At 52.0% G+C, this 21,053-nt stretch carries 28 protein-coding genes and 1 tRNA gene; 8 read left to right on the forward strand and 21 right to left on the reverse strand.

Annotated elements, in window-relative coordinates; translation table 11 throughout:
- The coding region (locus tag ACWIUF_RS06025) for a calcium-binding protein (RefSeq protein WP_448571385.1) at positions 1-240 on the reverse strand (240 nt) is incomplete at its 3' end.
- A 20-nt stretch (positions 241-260) separates the two neighbouring features.
- On the opposite strand from ACWIUF_RS06025, the gene ACWIUF_RS06030 reads away from it, so the two are divergent.
- Together ACWIUF_RS06030 and ACWIUF_RS06035 are read left to right on the forward strand one after the other, a co-directional pair.
- Entirely contained in the window at positions 261-386 is a 126-nt protein-coding gene (locus ACWIUF_RS06030) for a hypothetical protein (protein ID WP_448571386.1), read from the forward strand.
- Between the two features lie 84 nt (positions 387-470).
- Entirely contained in the window at positions 471-1,778 is a 1,308-nt protein-coding gene (locus ACWIUF_RS06035; RefSeq protein ID WP_448571387.1) for an aminopeptidase P N-terminal domain-containing protein, read from the forward strand.
- Here the strand turns inward: ACWIUF_RS06035 and ACWIUF_RS06040 are convergent.
- Positions 1,775-2,233, reverse strand: a complete 459-nt coding sequence (locus ACWIUF_RS06040) for a universal stress protein (protein ID WP_448571388.1) — start codon at positions 2,231-2,233, stop codon at positions 1,775-1,777. The two genes, ACWIUF_RS06035 and ACWIUF_RS06040, sit on opposite strands and share 4 nt — an antisense overlap.
- Positions 2,234-2,427: 194 nt before the next feature.
- Here ACWIUF_RS06040 and ACWIUF_RS06045 point away from each other — a divergent pair, with 194 nt between their 5' ends.
- Positions 2,428-2,844: a secondary thiamine-phosphate synthase enzyme YjbQ gene (locus ACWIUF_RS06045; RefSeq protein ID WP_448571389.1), complete on the forward strand. Its 417-nt coding sequence runs from the start codon at positions 2,428-2,430 to the stop codon at positions 2,842-2,844.
- Positions 2,845-2,915: 71 nt separating this feature from the next.
- Positions 2,916-4,277: a DUF3370 domain-containing protein gene (locus ACWIUF_RS06050; protein WP_448571390.1), complete on the forward strand. Its 1,362-nt coding sequence runs from the start codon at positions 2,916-2,918 to the stop codon at positions 4,275-4,277.
- A gap of 235 nt (positions 4,278-4,512) precedes the next feature.
- Here the strand turns inward: ACWIUF_RS06050 and ureA are convergent, their stop codons facing one another.
- On the reverse strand, positions 4,513-4,815 hold the full coding sequence (ureA, locus tag ACWIUF_RS06055; RefSeq protein ID WP_448571391.1) for an urease subunit gamma: 303 nt from the start codon (positions 4,813-4,815) through the stop codon (positions 4,513-4,515).
- Positions 4,816-4,982: 167 nt separating this feature from the next.
- Positions 4,983-5,126 carry a hypothetical protein gene (locus ACWIUF_RS06060; protein ID WP_448571392.1) on the reverse strand — a complete coding sequence of 48 codons (144 nt, stop codon included), beginning with the start codon at positions 5,124-5,126 and terminating at the stop codon, positions 4,983-4,985.
- 112 nt (positions 5,127-5,238) lie between these two features.
- On the opposite strand from ACWIUF_RS06060, the gene ACWIUF_RS06065 reads away from it, so the two are divergent.
- Entirely contained in the window at positions 5,239-5,781 is a 543-nt protein-coding gene (locus ACWIUF_RS06065; protein WP_448571393.1) for a cofactor assembly of complex C subunit B, read from the forward strand.
- On the opposite strand, the gene ACWIUF_RS06070 is transcribed toward ACWIUF_RS06065, so the two are convergent.
- The 3 genes from ACWIUF_RS06070 to ACWIUF_RS06080 all read right to left on the reverse strand — a co-directional run bounded on the left by ACWIUF_RS06070 (position 5,778) and on the right by ACWIUF_RS06080 (position 6,575).
- Entirely contained in the window at positions 5,778-6,014 is a 237-nt protein-coding gene (locus tag ACWIUF_RS06070) for a hypothetical protein (protein WP_448571394.1), read from the reverse strand. The genes ACWIUF_RS06065 and ACWIUF_RS06070 overlap by 4 nt on opposite strands.
- A 59-nt stretch (positions 6,015-6,073) precedes the next feature.
- Positions 6,074-6,155, reverse strand: a tRNA-Leu gene (locus tag ACWIUF_RS06075).
- A 225-nt stretch (positions 6,156-6,380) separates the two neighbouring features.
- Complete coding sequence (locus tag ACWIUF_RS06080; RefSeq protein WP_448571395.1) at positions 6,381-6,575, reverse strand: hypothetical protein; 195 nt, start codon at positions 6,573-6,575, stop codon at positions 6,381-6,383.
- Positions 6,576-6,873: 298 nt separating this feature from the next.
- Between ACWIUF_RS06080 and ACWIUF_RS06085 the strand changes: the two genes are divergently transcribed.
- A complete protein-coding gene (locus ACWIUF_RS06085) occupies positions 6,874-7,890 on the forward strand; it encodes a methyltransferase (protein WP_448571396.1) in 1,017 nt (338 codons plus the stop codon).
- A gap of 47 nt (positions 7,891-7,937) precedes the next feature.
- Here ACWIUF_RS06085 and ACWIUF_RS06090 read toward each other — a convergent pair whose 3' ends face one another.
- From ACWIUF_RS06090 to ACWIUF_RS06130, 9 genes are all read right to left on the reverse strand, one after another.
- Entirely contained in the window at positions 7,938-8,813 is an 876-nt protein-coding gene (locus ACWIUF_RS06090; RefSeq protein ID WP_448571397.1) for a M48 family metallopeptidase, read from the reverse strand.
- A 941-nt stretch (positions 8,814-9,754) separates the two neighbouring features.
- On the reverse strand, positions 9,755-10,201 hold the full coding sequence (gene gloA, locus ACWIUF_RS06095; protein WP_448571398.1) for a lactoylglutathione lyase: 447 nt from the start codon (positions 10,199-10,201) through the stop codon (positions 9,755-9,757).
- Positions 10,202-10,251: 50 nt separating this feature from the next.
- Positions 10,252-12,456, reverse strand: coding sequence for an ATP-binding protein (locus ACWIUF_RS06100; RefSeq protein WP_448571399.1), 2,205 nt, complete (start codon positions 12,454-12,456; stop codon positions 10,252-10,254).
- Between the two features lie 109 nt (positions 12,457-12,565).
- Positions 12,566-13,708 carry a TRAP transporter substrate-binding protein gene (locus ACWIUF_RS06105; RefSeq protein WP_448571400.1) on the reverse strand — a complete coding sequence of 381 codons (1,143 nt, stop codon included), beginning with the start codon at positions 13,706-13,708 and terminating at the stop codon, positions 12,566-12,568.
- Between the two features lie 76 nt (positions 13,709-13,784).
- Positions 13,785-14,675 (reverse strand): bifunctional methylenetetrahydrofolate dehydrogenase/methenyltetrahydrofolate cyclohydrolase FolD, encoded by an 891-nt coding sequence (gene folD, locus ACWIUF_RS06110; protein WP_448571401.1) that lies wholly within the window; start codon positions 14,673-14,675, stop codon positions 13,785-13,787.
- 315 nt (positions 14,676-14,990) lie between these two features.
- Positions 14,991-15,203, reverse strand: a complete 213-nt coding sequence (locus ACWIUF_RS06115) for a hypothetical protein (RefSeq protein WP_448571402.1) — start codon at positions 15,201-15,203, stop codon at positions 14,991-14,993.
- Between the two features lie 91 nt (positions 15,204-15,294).
- Positions 15,295-15,537, reverse strand: a complete 243-nt coding sequence (locus ACWIUF_RS06120; RefSeq protein ID WP_448571403.1) for a YgiT-type zinc finger protein — start codon at positions 15,535-15,537, stop codon at positions 15,295-15,297.
- The gene (locus ACWIUF_RS06125; RefSeq protein ID WP_448571404.1) at positions 15,534-15,761 is read right to left on the reverse strand and encodes a DUF4258 domain-containing protein; all 228 of its coding nucleotides are present in this window, start codon (positions 15,759-15,761) and stop codon (positions 15,534-15,536) included. Before ACWIUF_RS06125 ends, ACWIUF_RS06120 begins: the two co-directional genes overlap by 4 nt.
- Positions 15,762-15,893: 132 nt before the next feature.
- Entirely contained in the window at positions 15,894-16,127 is a 234-nt protein-coding gene (locus tag ACWIUF_RS06130; RefSeq protein ID WP_448571405.1) for a hypothetical protein, read from the reverse strand.
- 19 nt (positions 16,128-16,146) lie between these two features.
- On the opposite strand from ACWIUF_RS06130, the gene ACWIUF_RS06135 reads away from it, so the two are divergent.
- The gene (locus ACWIUF_RS06135; RefSeq protein ID WP_448571406.1) at positions 16,147-16,356 is read left to right on the forward strand and encodes a LysR substrate-binding domain-containing protein; all 210 of its coding nucleotides are present in this window, start codon (positions 16,147-16,149) and stop codon (positions 16,354-16,356) included.
- A 219-nt stretch (positions 16,357-16,575) separates the two neighbouring features.
- Here the strand turns inward: ACWIUF_RS06135 and ACWIUF_RS06140 are convergent, their stop codons facing one another.
- The 4 genes from ACWIUF_RS06140 to ACWIUF_RS06155 all read right to left on the reverse strand — a co-directional run bounded on the left by ACWIUF_RS06140 (position 16,576) and on the right by ACWIUF_RS06155 (position 18,752).
- A complete protein-coding gene (locus tag ACWIUF_RS06140; RefSeq protein WP_448571407.1) occupies positions 16,576-17,004 on the reverse strand; it encodes a hypothetical protein in 429 nt (142 codons plus the stop codon).
- A gap of 15 nt (positions 17,005-17,019) precedes the next feature.
- Positions 17,020-17,532, reverse strand: a complete 513-nt coding sequence (locus tag ACWIUF_RS06145) for a hypothetical protein (RefSeq protein ID WP_448571408.1) — start codon at positions 17,530-17,532, stop codon at positions 17,020-17,022.
- A 164-nt stretch (positions 17,533-17,696) separates the two neighbouring features.
- Positions 17,697-18,224: a hypothetical protein gene (locus ACWIUF_RS06150; protein WP_448571409.1), complete on the reverse strand. Its 528-nt coding sequence runs from the start codon at positions 18,222-18,224 to the stop codon at positions 17,697-17,699.
- 60 nt (positions 18,225-18,284) lie between these two features.
- Positions 18,285-18,752, reverse strand: a complete 468-nt coding sequence (locus ACWIUF_RS06155; protein WP_448571410.1) for a hypothetical protein — start codon at positions 18,750-18,752, stop codon at positions 18,285-18,287.
- Positions 18,753-19,398: 646 nt separating this feature from the next.
- On the opposite strand from ACWIUF_RS06155, the gene ACWIUF_RS06160 reads away from it, so the two are divergent.
- Positions 19,399-19,710 (forward strand): nucleotidyltransferase family protein, encoded by a 312-nt coding sequence (locus ACWIUF_RS06160; RefSeq protein WP_448571411.1) that lies wholly within the window; start codon positions 19,399-19,401, stop codon positions 19,708-19,710.
- Between the two features lie 171 nt (positions 19,711-19,881).
- On the opposite strand, the gene gloB is transcribed toward ACWIUF_RS06160, so the two are convergent.
- Positions 19,882-20,655 (reverse strand): hydroxyacylglutathione hydrolase, encoded by a 774-nt coding sequence (gene gloB, locus ACWIUF_RS06165; protein ID WP_448571412.1) that lies wholly within the window; start codon positions 20,653-20,655, stop codon positions 19,882-19,884.
- Positions 20,656-21,053 lie beyond the last annotated feature (398 nt).

Here is a 21,053-nt window from a genome sequence, read left to right on the forward strand (position 1 = left end):
CCCTCGCCCCCCATAGAGGAAGTTGTTGCCCGCCCCGCCCTCCAGCGTGTCGTTATCCAAATCTCCCCGGAGCGTATCGTTGCCTTCGTTCCCATTGAGGCGATCGTGCCCCTTGCCACCATAGATGAGGTCATCTCCCGCTGCGCCGCTCACCGTATCATTGCCGCGAAACGCAAAGATGATCTCAGCGGCGACGGTCCCCGTAAAGCTGTCAGGGCCAATGGTTAGTCGGATGTCCACGGTTTACTCCTTGTATTTCGATGCTGCGGCCTGAGATCAGCCTGTCCTACCCTAGGCAACCGCTCACCCCTAACGCCTCACCAGTTTGGGTGATTTTGTGGCTGGCGGCGGTTCCCCTAGCCAAGTTTGCTATCCTGGGAACTTAGTGATGATGGGGCGATCACCGGTTTAGCCCCGGAGCGGCTGGCTCCCTTAGAATCCCTTGAAAATATTCAGTGTGGGCAGATAGGATGCAGAACGAATATCGGCAACGGCGGGAACGCCTGATGGAGAAAATTGGGGGTGGGACGGCGATTTTCCACAGTGCCCCAACCGCTATTATGCACAATGATGTCGAGTATACCTTTCGCCAGGATAGCGATTTTTTCTATCTCACGGGCTTTGATGAACCGGATGCAGTTGTCGTGTTGGCGCCGCACCATGAGGAGCATCGCTATGTGTTGTTTGTCCGGGCTAAGGATTGGGAACAGGAGGTATGGACGGGGTATCGGCTGGGGGTGGACGCTGCCAAAGATGCCCTAGGGGCCGATGCGGTGTATCCGATCACGGAACTGGATGAAAAGTTACCCCAATATCTCGAAAAAGCTGAGCGGATCTATTATCGGTTTGGGCAGAATCAAGCTTTCAATGATCGAATTTTGCGCCACTGGCAGCAGCTCCTGCAAACCTACAATAAGCGAGGGACTGGACCGATCGCCCTCGAAGATCCGCGCTTTATAATGGGGGCGTTACGGCAGGTGAAGAGTGCGGCGGAACTGGCCCTCACCCGTGAGGCGATCGCCATCGCGGCAGAAGCCCATCTGCAAGCCATGCGGCAAGCTTGCCCCGGTCGCTATGAATACGAAATTCAGGCGGAATTGGAACATTACTTTCGGGTTAACGGGGCGATGGGACCGGCCTATCCGTCGATCGTGGCTTCGGGGCCAAATGCTTGCATTTTGCACTATGTGGACAATAACCGGCAGATGCAAGATCAGGAGTTGCTGCTGATTGATGCCGGATGTGCCTATCACTATTACAACTCGGATATTACGCGTACCTTCCCCATTAATGGCCGGTTTACGGCGGAACAAAAGGCGCTGTATGAGTTGGTTTTAGCGGCCCAGAAAGCCGCGATCGCGGAAGTGAAACCGGGCAATGCCTATGACCAGATGCACAAAGCAGCCGTGCGGGTATTGACGGAGGGTTTGGTGGAACTGGGCCTCTTAGTCGGTAGCTTGGATGAACTGATTGAGGCCGAAAAATACAAACCCTTCTATATGCATCGCACAGGCCATTGGTTAGGCTTGGACGTGCATGATGCGGGTATTTACCGCCAGGGGGAAACCTGGCAAACCTTCCAGCCGGGGTACATTACCACTGTGGAACCCGGACTCTATATTGGCCCGGAAACCCAGCCCGCTGAAGGGCAACCGGAAATCCCCGATCGCTGGCGCGGGATTGGCATTCGTATTGAGGATGATGTTCTCGTTACCGCCACGGGGCATGAAGTGCTCAGTGCTGCCGTGCCCAAGGAGGTTAAGGACCTAGAGTCTTAGTTAGATACCGGCTCAGGGCAGACAATTAAGAGGGGCGTATGGATATGCCGCAAGACGCCCTCAGTAATGGAGCCAAGGAAGAGGCGATCGATTCCCTTGCGCCCGTGGGTGCCCATGACCACCAAATCGTGTGCTGCGGCCTGTTGCCCAATCACCGTGGCCGGGAAGTCCTCTTCAATGAGTACGGTTGTGGCCGGGACGGCCCGTTGGGCCGCTGCTTGGGCCGCCGCCGCGAGGATCGCCTGGGCGGCTTGCCGTAAATCCTGGAGAAGCGTGTAGCTGTAGGGAAGTGGGCCGGGTCCCATCCAGCCCACTAGGGAAGGGGTGAGGGGATTTTCCAAGATGTGGAGCAGGGTTACCTCAGCGCCGATCGCCTGGGCCAATTCCAGGCCATGTTGCAGGGCAAGCTGACTACAGCTACTGCCATCGATCGGAATTAGGATACGCTGATACATTGCCGATAGCGCCTATGACGGTTGGGGTATGGGTGGGCATTGCCCCGCTGCTCAGGGGTAGGCCAATTCACGGGTAGTCTCAGAGCGATTGGCTGTGCTGCCCCTTGGGGCAGAGGGGCTGCCAACCTTGATGAACCACAGGGCACTCGCGGCCATCGTTATACACTGATACACACATTGACCGGAGCGATCGTATGCCCCATTATCAGCAAATTCTCAGCATCCGCACCAATGGCAAATCCCTACATAAGATTACCCGCCAAGTTGAGCAGATCGTCACGGAATCCGGTATCCAGACCGGATTGTGTACCCTCTTCCTGCGCCACACCTCTGCCAGTCTCATTATTCAGGAAAATGCCGATCCGGATGTCCTCAAGGATCTGGAAACCTTTCTGGCTAAACTGGTGCCCGAAGGCCATGCCTATATCCATAGCACCGAAGGACCGGATGATATGCCCGCCCACATTCGGACGGTCTTGACCCATACCTCGGAACAAATTCCAGTCCGACAGGGACGTTTAGTCCTTGGCACTTGGCAGGGAATTTACCTCTGGGAACATCGCCAACGGGGACATCACCGAGAGTTGGTGGTCCATCTTTCCGGGGATTAGGGACTAGGGGGTATCCCCCTGCTGGCCAACTGCTTTGACGATCGTCGCTTGATGCCACTGAGCCAAAAGTTATGCTGAGTTTTCTTCCCTTGCTACCCCTGGCCCAAACCCCGCCTGCACCGCCACCCCCCCAAGAGATTGTCCAACCCCAGGTTGTCCGTCCCTTACCGGGGCAGTTGGATACGGTGCCAGTGTTTAACAGTAACAGTCCGGAACTGGTACAGGAACCGGGGATTTTACTCTCTACCTTCCCGCCCCAGGGGAAACGGGTGCCGACCGCCCACCTGCATTTTCCCTTCCAAGGCCGCTTTGATGTCTTTGCCCACCATGTGGCGCGGGCCAAAACCCCGGATGACCTGCGCACGCTCTATATCGCTGGGTTGCTCTACAATCCTGGCGATCGCCCGGTGACGATCGCCTTGTTGCAGGCGGCCAGTTACCTCAGCCAACCCGATGCCCCCTTCATCCCCCTGCCCGCCGTGGTTGAGAATCCCCTGGGGACGGTGTTCGCAGGACCAGGGAGCCGGGTGATGGGCGATATCCTGCGGGGCCAGCGTCAAGCGATCTTTCCGCCCCAAATCCGAATGGCGCCGCGATCGTACCAACTGCTTTTTAATTTACCCATTCCTGTCAAAACCCTGGAGCCGCCCCTGAATGGCCGTTCCACCCTGATGCGGCTACGCAGTGATGGTCCCGTCTATCTGGCAAGTCTGGCCCAATTTGCAGCGGTGGATGCAACGGGCGAGGAACAACCGCCCGCCCTGGAGGCTTGGCAAACCCTGTTGACCACGGGGCAGTTGGCGGGACCGCGCGATCGTGCTCCGTCGCCGATCGGGGCGCCGGGGCCGATTGTCTACGGTCGGGTGGCGGGGGTAGCCCAGGGGTCCCACTGGCGGGCGCAACTGACCGATGCACCAAGTGCCCCCGATTTCACCCTGCCCGCGCCAGGGCAAGCGGTTTCCTATGGTCTGGCAACCCTCTATGGCGGACGCCTGGGCACGGGACAAAACCAAAGCGCCCGGATGCTGGTGCGCTATCCCGACACGGCCTACGAGGCCCACGGTAACTACGGCATCCAATACAGCCTGACCCTACCGTTGCACAACGCCAGCCCCAACCCCCAAACTGTGGTGGTTTCCCTGCAAACTCCCATTAAGGAGGATGAACTTAGCCAGAATGGCCTGCGCTTCTTCGATCCTCCCCCCGATCGCACCTTTTTCCGAGGGCCAGTACGGGTTAAGTTTGTTAACGATTTGGGGTTGCCCCAACTGCGGGATGTGCATTTGGTCCAAAGGCGGGGACAGCCGGGAGAACCCCTGGTCCAGTTGCGGCTGGGGGCCGGCGATCGGCGGTTAGTCAGTATTGAGTTTCTCTATCCCCCCGATGCCACTCCCCCTCAGGTGTTGACGATCGCTACCCTGGCGGCTGATTGACGCTGCTTGGTGAGGGCAATGTCTAAGACACCCTGTGATCCAAGAATCCCCGCGCCTTTAGGCCGGGGAGTTGTCAACCCTGGCGCACTGGGTTGCTTCCAGCGCGATCGGGGGCTGAACAATGGGCGGAACAGTTACGTGCTTTGGAAACTGATCCTGATACCGCCATGCGTTAGCTAGCATTCACCATCTTTCCTAACCTTACTGCTGCTGCCCCCTCCACCCACCCGCAAGGCTACCGAATAGGATTGTGGACCGTCACTAACTTAGTGCCATCGGGAAAAGTTGCTTCCACCTGCACCTCCGGCAGCATTTCCGCAATCCCGTCCATTACGTCCTCCCTGGTTAGGAGTGTGGTGCCATAGTTCATGAGATCGGCGACTGATCGCCCCTCCCGCGCCCCTTCCAGGATCGCTGCCGACAGATAGGCCACGGCCTCTGGGTAGTTCAACTTCAGCCCTCGCGCTTTCCGCCGTTCAGCCAGCAAGCCAGCGGTGAAAATCAGTAATTTATCCTTTTCCTGGGGGGTCAGTTGCATGGGGGTCTCTCCTGTTTGCTGCGGCTGCGGTATAGTCTACAGAGCTTGTGAGTCTAACAAGACTCGCCTTCCGGATCGGGTTGAATTGCCTCGGCGGGGTCACGCAGAGCGTCATCTAATCCCCTCAGGCTTGCGGTGAGTTTAGCCGAGGTTAATCAGCAAAATCCTTAAAATAAAATACTTAACGGTTCGACGGGAGCCGGCACCATTGCCCCCCGCAGGTCTAGTAATTGCACCAAGGCTAGATAGGCGATCGCCAGTCCTACGGAAATCACCCCCGTTACGATCGCCACCACTTTTTCACGGCCCATGACGGTCACCCCTTAAGATCTAACGTTAACCCGATATTTGTAAAGATTTGCAACTAATTATAGGATGCAAGTAGGGACATTGACGGCCTACCTGACGGAGTACTCCTTGCCAATGACCATTACCCCCCTCGCTTCGACTTTATTTTTAACTCTGCTGATGGCGATCGGCCTCTTCTTCTTCATCCGCGCCTCGGTCAAGGATCGCACAGAAGCCGAAACCCTCCTCTCCCCCCAGCCGGAAGACGCCCTCCTCACCCAGCTCGAGCAGTATTTCACCGCACGGGCCTATCGTATTGTCCAAGTAGACCCGGCCCAAAAGCAGGTCACCTTCAGCGGTGTTGTTGCCCCCAGTCTCGGTCTCGCGATCTTTTTGTCCCTGTTGGCGGCGATCGGGATTCTCTGTCTGGCCCTGGTGTTGTCGATGGTGCTGCCCCAGGTCGGTCCCCTGTGGTGGGGGTTGGTGTTATTGGCCCCGATCGCGGGCTGGTTCTATTGGCAAAAAGCCGGTCGTCCGGAACAGATTCAGGTACGGGTTAAGTCCCTCACCGCATCGCCGGCAGGTTCGAGTCAGCAAAGCGCGGTGACGATCGTTGCCCACCGGGATGAGCTAATCACCCTCCGCAACACCTTACCCCTGCAACCCCATGCCGACTAGCGACTGACTAGCGACGCCTGAGAGCGCGTGGAATCGCAACCAAGGTGGTGGACCCACAATAGAGAAAGGGAGGCATCGTGCGATCCCTCCCCGTGGTTTTGGTTATTCTTGAGTTTTTGGCGCAGGTGTTGCATTTGTTTGCGGTGCTGGCGCTGACGGGCCGACCCACCGCGTCCTTTGTGGTTACGCCCTTCCTGCCGGGGCGACTCCCACCGCTTCAATTGTCGAGACATGGATTGCTCCTTTCGTTAAGAATAGAAACACGAATAGAAAGCACAGATGGGTATTGACATGGGCGGGGCGAGGCTCGAACTCGCATGACCGAAGTCGCTACATTTTGAGTGTAGTGCGTCTACCAATTCCGCCACCCGCCCTTGGGGTTAGCTCTCCTATTATACCGAATCCGGTCTCCTTGGAGCAGGGGTAGGCCAGCCGGTTAGCTACCTGTTGACTGGAAAATCCTAGAAAGCTTACTATACAAGGGATACAGGACTTCGGGACAATCAGGGAAAAGGGGATGCCGTTGCCGATGATTTTAGAGATGAGGTGCATCCGGGGGATCTCGATTAATGGCACATCTGGGCAGCCATGCTCCCACCCTATCCGTTTAACGGTTCGACGAAGGCTCGGTGTTCCGGCGTACTGACCCCCTGCTGGAGAACGCTAAGGACCGCAGCCAGATCACCCGCCCGGAGGCGATCGCCAGCCAACCAAAGTCCTGGCAATTGCTGGCTCCGGTAAACCCCGTCCGCATCCGGAGTTAGGGTTTGATTCCTGCTACCAGATAAAACCAATCAAGCGCCTGACTATAGGTTCGCCAAACAATGTACTCCTGTGGCGGCAACTTGAGCAGCGATTCCGGTGTCATGACGAGCAATGCAGGATAGCGCTTACCATTTCTACTATACAAACAGGGGCTTGATTAGCCTCAATGCTTGTCAATTCAGAGTGTCTTAAAAAAATAAGGATGCTTATTGAAAAAAGCCTGAAATAGGGTAGTTTATTTTCGCAATAGAACAATTGATGGGAATGCCCTTAAGATAAAGAATAAAGCCTGAAGGTATACCGTTTGCACGAATTAGGTAGCTTTAGATGAGTGAACAACCAAGTCCGGACCGAATTTTGCAGACCGGGTTAGCCTTTTGGCCTGCGAAGGTTTTGTTAAGTGCGATCGAAATGGGCCTCTTTACAGAGCTAGCCCACGGGGCGCAACCCTTGACTACTCTGATGGGGCGGCTAGGTTTACATCCACGCTCAGCCCGCGACTTTCTTGATGCCCTGGTTGCCCTTGGCTTCCTCGACCGCACGGGCGATCGCTATGCCAATACGGTGGAGACGGACCTGTTTCTGGATCGTGCCAAACCTTCCTACATTGGCGGCATTCTCGAAATGGCCAACCATCGCCTTTATCCCTTCTGGAATCATCTAACCGAAGCCCTGCGCACGGGGCAACCGCAAAATGAACTTAAGGCGGGTGGGCCTGGTTTATTTGAAACCCTTTATGCTGATCCCGCTCGACTGAAAGAGTTTCTGGTTGCCATGACGGGGATTAGTCGGGGCGCCAACCTTGCGATCGCCCAGAATTTCCCGTGGCAGACCTATCGCTCCTTTGTGGATGTGGGCACTGCCCAGGGTGACCTAGCCGCCCAGATTGCCCAAGCGAACAGTCACTTGCGAGGCTTCGGCTTCGACTTACCCGAAGTGGCCCCCATTTTCGAGGAATACATCGCGACGCTGGGGGTTGGCGATCGGGTCACGTTTATCCCTGGTGACTTTTTCCAGCAGGAGCTACCCCAGGCGGATGTTGTGCTGATGGGGCACATTTTGCACGACTGGGATTTGCCGACCAAGAAAATGCTCATTGCCAAGGCGTTTGCCGCCCTTCCTCCAGGGGGGGCATTTGTGGTTTATGAGGCGATCATCGACGACGATCGCGCCAAGAATGCCTTTGGTCTGATGCTGAGCCTGAATATGCTGATCGAAACCCCTGGCGGTTTTGACTATACCGGGGCCGACTGCACCGCATGGATGCGCGAAGCCGGGTTTACCCAAATTCGGGTTGAACCCTTGGTGGGACCCGACTCAATGGTGATTGGCATCAAACCCTAATGGCTGTTACCGATGCTGAGCCGTTACCGATGCTGAGAGCGCCACACTTACCAATTCCGCCACCCCCCCTTCGGGTTAGCCCCCTGTTTAGACAACAGCCTGTCCCCCTGGATCAAGGCTTGATAAGCCGGACTGTTAGCCCAGCGATCGATTTCCCGTGCCCGCAGAACCGGGACCGGATGGGTTAATGAAGTTGTATGGACTTGTTTCAGGGCTTCCCCGATCGGGGTTTGGGTGGCTGAATCATAGGCCCGCGCCTGGGCTAAGAAGGCATCCACATTGAGCTGATTGGCAAGACTGGGGGACCCACCTGTCAACTTCATCAGCAGGGAAATAATGACTTTGGGATCACGGGCTACTAGGAGCGCCGCCCGATCGCAGGTCAATTCAGCACAACGTAGCCATTCCATGATCTGGGCTTGCAGGTTTTGGGCGATCGCGCCCCCAAAGCTAGGCAGTTGCCCCGCCGCCAGAATCATCAAGTTGGCCAGGGTCAGGTAAACGCCATGATCACACTTGAGGTGACCCAGTTCATGGGCCATCACGGCCTGGATTTCGTCGGGATTCAGCAACTCCAGCAGCGAGGTATGGATGACCATAAAGGGTTGCTTCCCCCGCATGGCAAAGGTGTAGGCATTGGGCACCGGATTTTGGCGCACGTAAAGCTGGGGTGGCTCCAATTCCAAGATCCGACAGGCGTCCAACAATAGCTGGTACAAATCGGGTAACTGCTGCTCCCCGACCAAAATCCCCGACGCAATATTGTCCAAATAGAGAAACTGCTCCGCCATCGGCCCCAGGAGGCTCCGGATCACGAAATCCAAGCCGGGAAGCTGCTTTAGGGCATTAGTCGCCTCCAAATCTAGGGGATGGCGGAACTGGTTGGCAGTGAGGCCCATTAAAGGCGGTTTAACAGAAGACATAGGTCAATAGGTCAGCAGGACAGCGAGGCATTGAAGGAAACCCCACGGGCAATCCTCCCATATTTGTACTGTACTCCAAGGCTATCTGTACTGTACTCCAAGGCCAAATGGGGCAACCGTCAACGATCGCGTGGACTGTCGGGGTCTGGGGACGTGAGCGGATTGAGCCTCGCAGGCTCGACACCAACCAACTACCAATGATGTTTTGTATAGCTGTCTACGAAGGGAGGGGCAAAACAAAAACTTTAGCAAAGCTTAAGATTGCGTTATGTGTCCATCCATGTCGGTTCGTTGCATTTTAGTAATATTTACCAGACCTTTATTTTTGCTGATTAACGTATAAGGTGTAGGTTCACCGATACCCCTTTGACTTTGATACCCCTTTGACTTTAAATTTGCTCGCTCTGATCGCTTTTGATAAAACCGAGGTAAAAGACATTATGACTTCCTGCCCTTGCTGTTCGAGCTTGATGCTCCGCCGTGTCCGACAGGGGAGGGTGTACTGGTTCTGCCGAACCTGCTGGCAAGAAATGCCACTACTCGCGGTTGATGCTCAACCCCCAACCCCTGGAGTACCCGTCCAAACGCTCAATTCAGTTAAAGATAGCGATCTAAAACATTTCTTTAATCGACACGAGATCAGTAGTGTGCCCAGAAAACAACTGATGCTGGCGGTGTAGCGATCGCTCAGGAGACGAGTTCTCGTTCCACGCCGGGGGCTATTCCACGTTCAATTTGTAGGCGAGTGCGCCTCACTCACTGGCCAGAAGCCTACCCGATGTTTTGTTTATCCCCGATTGCCTACCTCCAGCTTAGGCCAGATGATTGGGGCGGGGAGTGACCCAAACGATGGCGTTGCCTGACTATACCGTAGGCGCAGGATGGGTTGCTTCCCTGGTGGTGGGCTTTGCGTCGGGCGCTTGTCGCAACCGAGCCGATCCTTAGCTCGCCTGTAGGGCGCTAAGGGCGCGGGGCGTGTCCGTTGGGTCGATACCAGTTGTGGGGGCAGCGGTTTGGATGAGTTCGACCTTGTAACCATCCGGATCGGTAACAAAAGCAATGACGGTAGAGCCGTGCTTCATGGGGCCAGGTTCCCGGACAACTTGGCCGCCCTTGGCCCGAATTTCGTCGCAGGTCGCGTAGATATCCTCTACGCCGATCGCAATGTGACCATAGGCGGTTCCCAACTCATAGGTGTCAACTCCCCAGTTATAGGTCAGTTCCAGAACGGTGTGGTCCGCTTCGTCGCCATATCCCACAAATGCCAGGGTAAATTCTCCCCCAGGATAGTCCTTGCGGCGCAAGAGCTTCATCCCCAATACATCGCAATAAAACTGGAGGGATTTTTCCAGGTTGCCAACCCGCAGCATGGTGTGGAGTAATCGCATCGCTAACGCTCCTGTCTGAACAACGACTTCATCGATCGATATCGCGAATTTTAAGAAATGTAAAGAGCCACGGGCTGGGGTTGGGGCTGATGGGTCGGAATTTCAATGGTGAAGGTGGTGTATTGTCCTAGTGCCGAGGAACAATGCAGCCGCCCGCCATGCCGCTCAACTACAATTTGGTAACTGATCGCCAGTCCCAGGCCAGTCCCTTGACCTACCTCTTTCGTTGTAAAGAACGGTTCAAAGAGTCGTTGTCGTATTTCCTCAGACATGCCCATACCGTTGTCTGTAATTGTAATCCTAACCCAGTCTGGTTCCACCAGGACGGTTGTCTGGATGGTAATTTGTGGGGCTGGGACGGTTTGCAACACGATGGCATCCTCTGGCTTGTCAGCTTGGGCTGGAGTTAGGGTGGCCGCGATCGCATCAATGGCATTACTTAATATATTCAAAAAGACCTGGTTGAGTTGTCCGGCGTAGCATTCAATCAGCGGTAGTTCGCCATAGTCTTTAATAACTTTTATGAGTTTAATTTTAGAAATCGTTTTTAGCTTATTCTGTAAAATAACTAACGCATTATCAATTCCCTCGTGAAGATTTACGGTTTTAAGATCGGCTTCATCCAGCCGCGAGAAATTGCGCAGGGAGAGGACGATCTCGCGGATGCGATCGGAACCCATTTTCATCGAATTCAGTAGCTTTGGCAAATCTTCCTCCAGGAAAACCAGATCAATGGCTTCAATTTTGGTTTTGATCGCGGCAGGTGGCTGGGGAATTTCCCGTTGATAAAGCATGACCAGATCGAGTAGATCTTGAATATAGCGACTGGCATAGTCAAGGTTGCCGTAGATAAAATTAACTGGATTATTGATCTCATGGGCAACGCCCGCGACCATTTGTCCTAAGCTCGACATTTTTTCGGTTTGGATCAACTGGGATTGGGTTTTCTTGAGATCCCGTAGGGCTTGTTTTAATTGTTGATTTTTCTCCTGTAATTCTTCCGTACGCATCGCCACACGATGTTCCAGGGTATGACTATAGTTTTCCAATTCCTGACGTGAAGCTTTCAGGGCACTGGTCATTTTGTTAAAGGTCATGGCTAAGGTCCCCAACTCATCCTTCGCGTCAACCGGTACTTTTACATCCAGATCGCCTGTGGCAATACGATCGCTGATGGCCGTTAGCCGTTGAACCGGGATGGCAATATGTCGCCGCAGGAGGAACGCCATGAGGATTGCCAGGAGTAAGGCGATCCCCCCGCCGAGCAACGTTTGCCATTGGGCCATGCTTAGATTGCGGTTGCTACTTTGTAACTCGGTAGCCAATGCTTGTCGTTGGTACTCAACGATTTCCTCCAACAGGACCAACATCTCCTCTGCTAGGGGTTGAATTTGGCTTTGATAGAGGAACAAATCCCCCCGATAGCGATCACCTTCCGCGATCGCCATCACCTGGGGCACCAATAATAAAAACTGCTGCCGATGCTTTTGGATGGCGGTCATCATCGCTTGCTGGTCACGGGTTAGGAATGCCTCTTGTTGCCTTAGAGCTTGCCAGACGGCCTCATTTTGCTTGACGTGGGTGCTGTAGGCAAACCGAAAGGTGGGTTCGCGGGTCACAGTATAACTTTGTAAGGCTGCCGTCATCAGCGAGAATGAACTTTGAAACTCAGATAGCTGCTGAAGTAGCTGCATATTGACAATGGAAGGCGATCGCTGAGTTTGGACAACGAGTACCTCGCGAATATCCTGGAGAATAACTTGGGTAAGAACCTCCCCCTCTTTTTCTAGCAGATTTAAGGCGGGCTGATTACGGGAAGGATGGTCACGCAGAGTAAAAAGTTTGTCTGGTAGTGATGACCAATCCTGATATTGTTTTTGGATCTTATCGAGCCTCTGATCGTTACCGACCGCATCCAGAGTTGCTAACAATTGTTCCAGATTACTAAGATGTTGCTCAAAGGCTTGACGCGAGTTTTGGTATTCATAACGGAGTTCCGACTCTCCTGTAACCAGATATCCTCTGATGTTAGATAACATACTCATTAGCTCTTCCTGGGCATAGGAAGAGGCCAGAACTGTCGGCATCCGCAGGGCTTGGGTTCGTTGAATGTGTTGGGTTGCCTGGATACTGCTCCAATAGTTGCGGCTAACCACCAGCAAGGTTACACTCACTAAAATGCCAAAACTTAGGTTCAGCTTCTGCCGAATACTGGTTGGATAAAACTTCAGGAGTAGATTTTTCAGAAAAATCATATCAGTATCATTAACTTGATTTAATAACAAAAGGGGGAACCATCGGGAGAAAATACAGCCCTTATTCCCCATATGCTCAGACATTTAAGGATGGCTAGGGTCCCTACCGTTAAGGCGATTGAGTGACGGTATTAATCACAAAGCTGGAAAAGCCTAACTCGTTGACACGGTGCCATTGGTAAATTTGTTCGCGGAACGATCGCCATTGTTGATAGACCTGCCTAAAGGTGGGGTTTTGGGCCGACTGTTCTTCGTAAAGGGCTAGGGCTTCTCGCTGGGCAGCCTGGAGGATATCCTGACTATAGGGCAAGAGGCGGGTACCTCCCAAGACTAGCCGTTGCAAGGCTTCCCCATTGACCGCATCGTAGTGGGCCAGCATCCTCAAGTTGGCGGCAGCGGCGGCGGCTTGGAAGATATCTCGGTACGCCTGGGGAAGTTGCTGCCACTGTTGCAGGTTAACTTGAAATTCATAGGTTGTACCCGGTTCCCACCAGCCGGGGTAGTAGTAAAACGGGGCAACTCGGTTCAAGCCCAACTTCTCGTCATCGTAGGGACCCACCCATTCTGCCGCATCCAGGGTGCCCTGCTCCAACGCCGCAAAAATCTCATTGCCCGGTAGGACGACCACCTCTGCCCCTAGCCGCGTCATCACCTGCCCCCCCAGGCCAGGAATCCGGATTTTCCGGCCTTGCAAATCCGCTGGCGTATTGACTACTTGCTTAAACCAGCCCCCCATCTGGGTGCCCGTACTGCCCCCTGGAAAGTTAATAACGCCAAAATCGGTATAAATTTTTTGCAGCATCTCCAGGCCCCCGCCATAGTACATCCAGGCATTTTGTTGCTGGGCGTTGAGGCCAAAGGGAACCGTGGTCGCAAAGGCCAAGGCTGGATTTTCGTTGATGTAATAATAACCAGCGGTATGGCCACATTCGGCGCGACCGTCTTGCACGGCTTGGAGCACTTCTAGCCCTGGAGCCAACTCCCCGGCAGCGTAGGGGGTGATCACAAAGCGGCCATCGGTCATGGCTCGAACCATCTGGCACATCTGATCAACGGCACCAAAGGTAACGTCAACGGATTTGGGCCAACTGGTGGCCATGCGCCACCGTAGATTGGGCTGATCGAGTTGTGCGATGGGGCTGGCCGTCGGTACCGATGGGGACTGGCGACAAGCCGTGAGCGCTGAAGCCCCGATCGCCCCCGCGATCGCGTGAGTAAACAAGCGGCGTTTTATCATCAGGTTGGCTGCCATCAACAGATGGGCAGAATTGAGGAGATCTCCGTACCTTTGTCAGAGTTCCCTGAAATGAACCGGAAATCATCAACGTTCAAAAATTGGGGAGGGCGTGACGCTGACAGTAGCTCTGCACGGTGTTTTCTAACAAGAGGGCGATCGTCATCGGCCCTACGCCCCCTGGGACGGGGGTCAAATATTGGGCAAGCGGGGCCACCGCCGCAAAATCCACATCCCCCACTAATCGGCTAGTGCCCGTCGTATCCGTGATCCGGTTAATCCCCACATCAATCACCACGGCTCCGGGCTTGACCATTGACGCATCGACGAGACCAGGCCGTCCCACGGCGGCAATCAGAATATCGGCACTACGGGCGACGGCGGCGAGATCCGGGGTGCGGGAATGGGCGATCGTCACAGTGGCATTTTCCTGCAACAGCATGAGGGCCAGGGGTTTCCCCACGAGGATACTGCGCCCAATCACGACGGCAGATTTCCCCGCCACCGGGATATCGTAGGCGGCCAATAACCGCATAACGCCAGCGGGTGTACAACTGCGCAGACCGGGTTCGTTGCGCACCAATCGTCCCAGGTTCACTGCATGGAGACCATCCACGTCCTTATCGGGATCAATGAGGTGGAGCAGGCGCACAGCATCCAAATGATCCGGCAGGGGCAACTGGACCAGAATGCCATCCACGCGATCGTCCTGATTGAGGGTCTGAATTACGGTTTCCAGTTCTGCCTGGGTAGTCGTGGCGGGAAAATGCTGCCCAAAGGAGGCAATTCCCACCTTTGCACAGGCCCGTTCCTTACCCCGGACATAGGCGGCACTGGCAGGATTGTCACCCACCATTAACACCGCTAACCCAGGGGGACGTATTCCGGTGTGTTGGGTTTGCAGGGTTTGAATGCGCGCTGCCAGTTGAGCCTGGAGGGTTTGGGCAAGCTGTTTTCCATCAAGAAGATGTGCACTAGAAGCCATGATCCTAATTCTGTTCCCGATTTGCGCCTTAAGGGATGTGCCAACTACCAACCCAGGATTACCCCCAGTTGCACATCGCATTGAACGCCCCCACTATACACTCAGACGCTTTCGATCTGGCTGGGACTTGAGACTGAATTTCCTTGGCTGACGGCCAGCCAATCCCACCGGAATCCCTGAAACAGAAGCTTCTTGACCACGTGCAAGGGGCAGTAAGGCTCAACCCCCACAAGTTATCGCACCCAATCGGGCGATATCGCCTGGATTCGCCCTTAGGTAGGGTACAAGGAGGGCGTCAGGTGTGTTTTGCGATCGCTATTTGTGGGCATAGCGTTTGAGGGCGAGATTCCAGTAGGTGGTCAGCAGTTGCGGGGAAGGCAGGTCACCGCTACAGACGACGGTGAGGCCGCGTAGGGCATCGGTGAATTTGGCATAGGGGCTGTGTCTGAGGGTTTTGTCGTTCAGGGTGAAGACGATCGCGCCGCGTTGGAAGTGTTTGCGGCCATAGCCGAGGGCGATGCGAATCATAGCTGCGTTGCTGCCGCGTTGTTGCTGCCCCCGTTGGGCGTGGTTGGGATCTTTGGCGTTTGATAGCCAGACCGTTTTTGGGAAAACACACCTACACGACCTGAAATGTCTGACCCAGTGGCTGAAACTCGTCAACTTCTTGCCGTTCCAGTTTCTGCCGAATCTGCTCAAAACGCTTGACTGTCTCGACAGAATACAATCTCTCGCCACAATGCAGGCATACTTCAGCGCGCACTTTGAGGATAGCCGTGTGTACACCCCCTTTCAGAAGTTTTTCTACTTCCTTCTCAACCAATTCACCACCACAGACAGGACACTGCTCAAACGGTTTCATTTCTTTCTCCTGATACGCCAATCAATCCATCGGTTAGGGTCAGGTCGGTAAACGGTGACTAAGACTGCCCATTCTGTTGCTTGATTGTAAGCCCAAACACTGTGAATCGGTTCTCCAGCAAAACTCTCGCCAAAAATCAGGCAACTCGGATAAGGCTTGTCAGTCGGATAATCTTCGATAATCTCGCCATGCAAGACACTAAAGAAAATTTCATCAGCGGACAAGCAAAGGGCCGCCTAATGGTCGCGCTCACCGGATGCAAATAACCTTTGGCTTTTGAACGATTGGCTATAAGCATTCCGGTGCAGCGCAGTTGTTAGGTGGTTTATAAGGAGGGAAGGGGATTGGGCGATCGCTCAGCCTTTTGCAGTTTCGCGGCGAAACACCACTGCCGCCAATAGCGCCGCACAAACCATCACCGTTGCAAAAATGGTCAAGGCAGGGTCAAACCCAAACCGTAAGATTTCGCCAAACAAGAAACCTCCTAAACCAAACCCAATAAATAATGTGAAAACATTTAGATCCATGCCTTGTCCCCGACGTTCAGCGTTCAGGTCTGTGACAATCCCTGCCAGCAAATGTTGAGCCATATCGTAGCCGAGGGAAAGGGTGGTTGTAGCCAGAGTTGCCAGCAGAGGCGGTTGTTTAAGAAAGGGATTAGGCTTTAGTATCTTACCCGATTATCTTTGTCATACCTGGATTTCTGAGCAGCGCCTTAAGCTCATTTTGCAACCTGAAAAAGCTGTCAAAAATTCTATCTGGTTAGCATATCGTAAAACTGAGCGTCAGTCTCAACAAGTTGTCACCTTAACAGAATAATTGGATCTATACTAATCGGCTCTCTACACCTCTCCTTGCTCCCCGAAGAAGATGATAGACTATCTTCTAATAGATTCGCTGTCCAGAATTTATCGCGCTTTTATCGCCCTCATCTGAGAAGTAGATCTCAAAGTTTTAGGTCACTGAAGGTTGTACCTAGCTCTCATAAAAGGTTAGATTTACGACTACCGATAATTCTGCTTATTCAAGTCAATTATTCTAAAGCCGTACTTCGATTTTACTTGTAGCTTCCGGCCATTTAGCTGCTTGTATATGTAAAGTATTTGCTTCTTGAGCAGTTAGATAAAACGGTAGAGTTTTGACAGTAAAGCTGTTGGCTACGAGTAAGGTAATCTCATACAGCCCCCCGCCGTACTCTGCTTCAACCATGACGGTCTCAATTTCGCTCCAACTGTACTGGTATTTTACGCGTTGGTTTTCTCTGAAACAAAAACCTATTCTATCGAGCTGAAGTGTGTAAACTATATTTCTGGGACTTAGCAATGATAGGAAAATAAAAAATCCTACAAACGTTACCAGAATCGGTAGAGTGTTAGAAGTGAAAACATATGTAGCGATCGCTATCATTAGAAAAATAACCGTGGCTTCCCAGCGAAAATTCTTTGTGACTCTACGCTCAATCAGCATGGGGATATTTATCATTTACGATGTGTAGGACGATCGCCCTGCCATAGCCCACAGCACCCCTTGCCTAGTTTCAATTACTGCCGGTCGATCGGTTGTTGGATCAAAGTAGACTTGAGCGGGAATTGATATCTCCTGAAGCTGCTGAACGTTCCATGCTGGAGAATAAACCACAACGTACCAATGATGATCTAGAATTGCCACGTAATCAGTTGAGTCCGTACCACGATCAATCTTCAGGGTTAGCTGCATAGTCTGTGGCTGAGTGTTTTGAAAAATCCACATCAATCGCAGCGGCCATCTTGTTGCAGTAATACCAAAAAAGACTCCAGATAAAATAAAACTACAGGCAGCCCATAACCAAATCCACTCACTGGTTCCTCTATATGTACCTAAAAACGTTGGATCAACGAACAGTCTAATCGCAACTACCCCAAAGAGTATTAGCCCAATTGATGCGATTTGCGCTCCCAGCATAAATCGGCGTAGTGCCCAAACATCTCGATTGTGATTTATAGATTTAAGCTTCATTAATTTAGTGGGTTGAATTTCCTATGAACCTATCAGTCTGGAGTTCGCATTTATCGGATACAGATCGTCCCTTTTGAATAGTTAACGATTGACAACCCAGTGCAGCGCAGTTGCTAGGCGATTTATAGCAATACACTACTTGATGAGTACAAAAACCTGGGAGGCTAATCCAGGTTCAGAAAGCTACGCAACACAGTGACCATCTCTTGCTGTTTTTCGGGTTCATCGTGACCTGGATGAAGCTCAAGATCAATGTCTAATCGCATTTTTAATTGAATTTTTCGCCAGTAGATGGGGGGAGGATCATCATTAGCCTCCGTCACAGATTTCACAGCAACAATGTCATTTAGGCTGTAGCGAGTTACTTTAGGAGGACGAGATGGAAAAACAGCAGGGGTAGAGCAGGTTAAAGTTCCTACTTGCTGATCAAAAACGTAGGTTGGATAACGCCCACCTCCATATATTCTAACTAGCAACAAACCTATGCATGGTAGTGCTGCTGTAATGCTCCCCAAAATAAAAGCTAATTTAATCGAAGCGCCGGGGAAGAAAGAAACGACTAAAGTACAGACCGTGAATATAATCAACGGTTGAATAATTAAACTGTTTGCACTAGGAATGTTTCCATAGCTATAGACCATTGCCCCATCTAAGATAACTAGCCTGGATGCTGAATGCTCCAGCACTTCCATAGAGGGATTCAGAGTCCGATTATTCTTCATAATCCAGAAGTCTTACAAAGCAGCATATCTTTAAGGATGAAGCCAGTACTCCATACAATTTCGTATAACCTCTGAATTGGCTACCCACTGAATTTCTAATTTCTGTTTAAGGGTAAAGGAAAGATAACGAAGGTTTGCCCACTCAGAAGTTCTAAGATAATCCACATTATCGATAATCTCGTCATGTTCTTCCACAATTTTGTGAGCCGTTTCCAAGAGTTGATCAACAAGCCAAATTAACTCTTCCATGTTTGTATTGTCTGACTCATCTTGGATGATCATGAGCCAGATAACAATTGAGTTTAAGTAAGCCTTGTAACCGCTCACTAAAACCTCAAGAGCACTACTTGTTATAAGGTCTCCCTCTGGGAAGTCATATTTTCTTTCCTCTAACACTGGTAACAATGCGACTTGTTCTTTTTCAGGCAGCCCAAAAAAGACTATGAGGGGTCCTGCTAGCTCCAGTTGCTGGTTTACCTCCTCACCTAAGCGCAGCATTGCAAAAAACTACTCATTATCGACAATTGCATATCAACATAGAGAAAACCCATACAAAGGTGATTAGGGCATATTCTACCCATAACTTGAGTTATTTAGCATATTATTAGAGAGAGTTTTTCCATCTAACTATTATAATTATATGGCGATGGGCAGCCTAACTCTTAGGCACTTTATAGAAGACTAAAGCCTTACAATAGATTCTGAGTGGAGTATACAGCTATAACCTTCAAGGTGTCAAACACGGCTCATCGCTTGATATACAAATGTTTACGACAGGGGTATAAGCCTTACTGGATAAGGCTTTTAGCGTCTGGAGAAACGGGTATTAGAAGGAATCTGGCGGATATGCACTTTACCTTAAAAAGGCTGAAAGTCAGTTGTAGAAAGGTTTTGAGTGCTAAACTCAAGGGGTGTTATGCGGAAAGTTCTGATATGAAACCTATACCTCCGCAAAACAGCAGCTTCTCGACTAAGTGCGAGATACGGTAAGGTACAAACACTACAGCGATCACACCAAGTTAGAGCTATGTTGCCTGAATTCGCCGTTAGGGCAGGTTTATTCCTCCTACGCCCTACAACGAAAGTATCCCAATGCCGACGTGGTTGATTTTAAAGGCCGCTAAATCTGAGGAGAAAGGCAGTCATGAAACTGAGAAACGTTGAAGTCCCCTACGATAAAATCGCAACCCTTTGTCAACAGTGGCATATTCTTAAACTATCCCTATTTGGCTCCGTTCTGCGCGATGATTTCACTCCTGTCAGTGATATTGATATCCTAGTTGAGTTTGAACCAGGCTTCACACCGGGCTTTCTGAAATTACATCAAATCGAGGAAGAACTGTCAGCCTTATTTGGACAACGAAGTATTGATCTGGTCACACCGAAATCCCTTAACTATCGAATTCGAGATCAAATTCTAAAGAGTGCTGAGGTTTACTATGTCGCAAAAGAATGATCGAGTTTATCTTGAGCATATGCTCGATACGGCGAAAAAAGCAGTCGGTTTTATTCAAGGTCTGAGTCAGGAAGATTTTGATACTAACGAACTCCTACAACTATCGTTAACCCATTTATGACAGGTTATTGGTGAAGCAGGTCGTTAAAGAAACTCTGACAACTAAAACTCTTAAAACCGATCCTTCATCCCACGAATCCGGGCAAAGGTTTGGATTGGGTCCTGGCTCTGGGCGGCCTGCTGCAAGGCGGGTTGATCCCAGCGCAAAAAGGGATTCGTGCGTTTCTCTAGGCCCAACTCCGAGGGGACCGTGGCCTCCTGGCGGTGTCGGGCCTGTTGTACCGCTGCAAACCGTGCCTGGAGATCGGGATTCTCCCCATCCACCGTCAGGGCAAACTTTAGATTCTTGAGCGTATATTCGTGGGCACACCAGATGCGGGTGCGATCGGGCAGGCTGCGAATCTGGCTTAGGGAGTCCACCATCTGGGCCGGTGTTCCTTCCAGCAAACGTCCACACCCCCCAGCAAACAGGGTATCGCCACAGAAGAGTTCGCCCCAGGCTTGCCCATCGGTTGGTGGGAAGTAATAGGCAATGTGGGCGCGGGTATGACCGGGGAGAAAAAGAACCTCAGCGACCCGATCGCCCCACTCAACCCGATCGCCCCCCTGCAAAAACACCTGCTGCCCCGGAATCCGGCCCCGGTCCTCGGCTCCCCCATAGACCACGACCTGCGGGAAAGCCTTTAATAATGCCTCATTAGCGCCAATGTGATCCCAATGGTGGTGGGTATTGAAAATGGCCGTGAGGGTGGCCCCCAGACGCTCTAGTTCCTGGAGGACGGGCTGGGGTTCAGCAGGATCAACGACAGCCGCGATCGCGCGATCGGCGTCATAGAGCATAAAGATATAGTTATCCGTCAGGGCGGGCAGGCGCAGGATGTCCATAGCGGGTCAGGGAGAGGGAGATTGTCAAGCGAAAGTGTAAAGCAGATTGTAAACAGTGCTTAACAAAAGGCCATAAAAGACAGCCTTAACGGTGGAATTGTAACGCTATCTGAAGATTCCCGTCGGGGTAGAGCTGCGATCGCGATCGTGACATAGCAGACATTGACTCCGGAAAGTCTATCTGAACATGACTTTCAAGAACATAAGTTCTTTTTATCATTTATATAGATAAAATTGATTATTAAAAACCCCTTGATAATCTTTACAGAAGTTAACAATGTGGTTAACATAAAAATATCCGAACCAGGTCGTTCGGATATCACATCTAAATTCTTCAGTTGTAATTCTCAATTATGACAGCTACCTTACAACAAAGACAAACGTCCTCGGCGTGGGAG

Source organism: Trichothermofontia sp. (genome assembly GCF_053493415.1).

Bases quoted from the DNA above. Each gene is read 5' to 3' on its own strand.
- ACWIUF_RS06030 (WP_448571386.1), top strand. From the start codon at position 261: ATGCTGCGGCCTGAGATCAGCCTGTCCTACCCTAGGCAACCGCTCACC.
- ACWIUF_RS06035 (WP_448571387.1), top strand. From the start codon at position 471: ATGCAGAACGAATATCGGCAACGGCGGGAACGCCTGATGGAGAAAATT.
- ACWIUF_RS06040 (WP_448571388.1), bottom strand. From the start codon at position 2,233: ATGTATCAGCGTATCCTAATTCCGATCGATGGCAGTAGCTGTAGTCAG.
- ACWIUF_RS06045 (WP_448571389.1), top strand. From the start codon at position 2,428: ATGCCCCATTATCAGCAAATTCTCAGCATCCGCACCAATGGCAAATCC.
- ACWIUF_RS06050 (WP_448571390.1), top strand. From the start codon at position 2,916: ATGCTGAGTTTTCTTCCCTTGCTACCCCTGGCCCAAACCCCGCCTGCA.
- ureA (WP_448571391.1), bottom strand. From the start codon at position 4,815: ATGCAACTGACCCCCCAGGAAAAGGATAAATTACTGATTTTCACCGCT.
- ACWIUF_RS06060 (WP_448571392.1), bottom strand. From the start codon at position 5,126: ATGGGCCGTGAAAAAGTGGTGGCGATCGTAACGGGGGTGATTTCCGTA.
- ACWIUF_RS06065 (WP_448571393.1), top strand. From the start codon at position 5,239: ATGACCATTACCCCCCTCGCTTCGACTTTATTTTTAACTCTGCTGATG.
- ACWIUF_RS06070 (WP_448571394.1), bottom strand. From the start codon at position 6,014: ATGTCTCGACAATTGAAGCGGTGGGAGTCGCCCCGGCAGGAAGGGCGT.
- ACWIUF_RS06085 (WP_448571396.1), top strand. From the start codon at position 6,874: ATGAGTGAACAACCAAGTCCGGACCGAATTTTGCAGACCGGGTTAGCC.
- ACWIUF_RS06090 (WP_448571397.1), bottom strand. From the start codon at position 8,813: ATGTCTTCTGTTAAACCGCCTTTAATGGGCCTCACTGCCAACCAGTTC.
- gloA (WP_448571398.1), bottom strand. From the start codon at position 10,201: ATGCGATTACTCCACACCATGCTGCGGGTTGGCAACCTGGAAAAATCC.
- ACWIUF_RS06100 (WP_448571399.1), bottom strand. From the start codon at position 12,456: ATGATTTTTCTGAAAAATCTACTCCTGAAGTTTTATCCAACCAGTATT.
- ACWIUF_RS06105 (WP_448571400.1), bottom strand. From the start codon at position 13,708: ATGGCAGCCAACCTGATGATAAAACGCCGCTTGTTTACTCACGCGATC.
- folD (WP_448571401.1), bottom strand. From the start codon at position 14,675: ATGGCTTCTAGTGCACATCTTCTTGATGGAAAACAGCTTGCCCAAACC.
- ACWIUF_RS06115 (WP_448571402.1), bottom strand. From the start codon at position 15,203: ATGATTCGCATCGCCCTCGGCTATGGCCGCAAACACTTCCAACGCGGC.
- ACWIUF_RS06120 (WP_448571403.1), bottom strand. From the start codon at position 15,537: ATGAAACCGTTTGAGCAGTGTCCTGTCTGTGGTGGTGAATTGGTTGAG.
- ACWIUF_RS06130 (WP_448571405.1), bottom strand. From the start codon at position 16,127: ATGGCTCAACATTTGCTGGCAGGGATTGTCACAGACCTGAACGCTGAA.
- ACWIUF_RS06140 (WP_448571407.1), bottom strand. From the start codon at position 17,004: ATGCTGATTGAGCGTAGAGTCACAAAGAATTTTCGCTGGGAAGCCACG.
- ACWIUF_RS06145 (WP_448571408.1), bottom strand. From the start codon at position 17,532: ATGAAGCTTAAATCTATAAATCACAATCGAGATGTTTGGGCACTACGC.
- ACWIUF_RS06150 (WP_448571409.1), bottom strand. From the start codon at position 18,224: ATGGAAGTGCTGGAGCATTCAGCATCCAGGCTAGTTATCTTAGATGGG.
- ACWIUF_RS06155 (WP_448571410.1), bottom strand. From the start codon at position 18,752: ATGCTGCGCTTAGGTGAGGAGGTAAACCAGCAACTGGAGCTAGCAGGA.
- ACWIUF_RS06160 (WP_448571411.1), top strand. From the start codon at position 19,399: ATGAAACTGAGAAACGTTGAAGTCCCCTACGATAAAATCGCAACCCTT.
- gloB (WP_448571412.1), bottom strand. From the start codon at position 20,655: ATGGACATCCTGCGCCTGCCCGCCCTGACGGATAACTATATCTTTATG.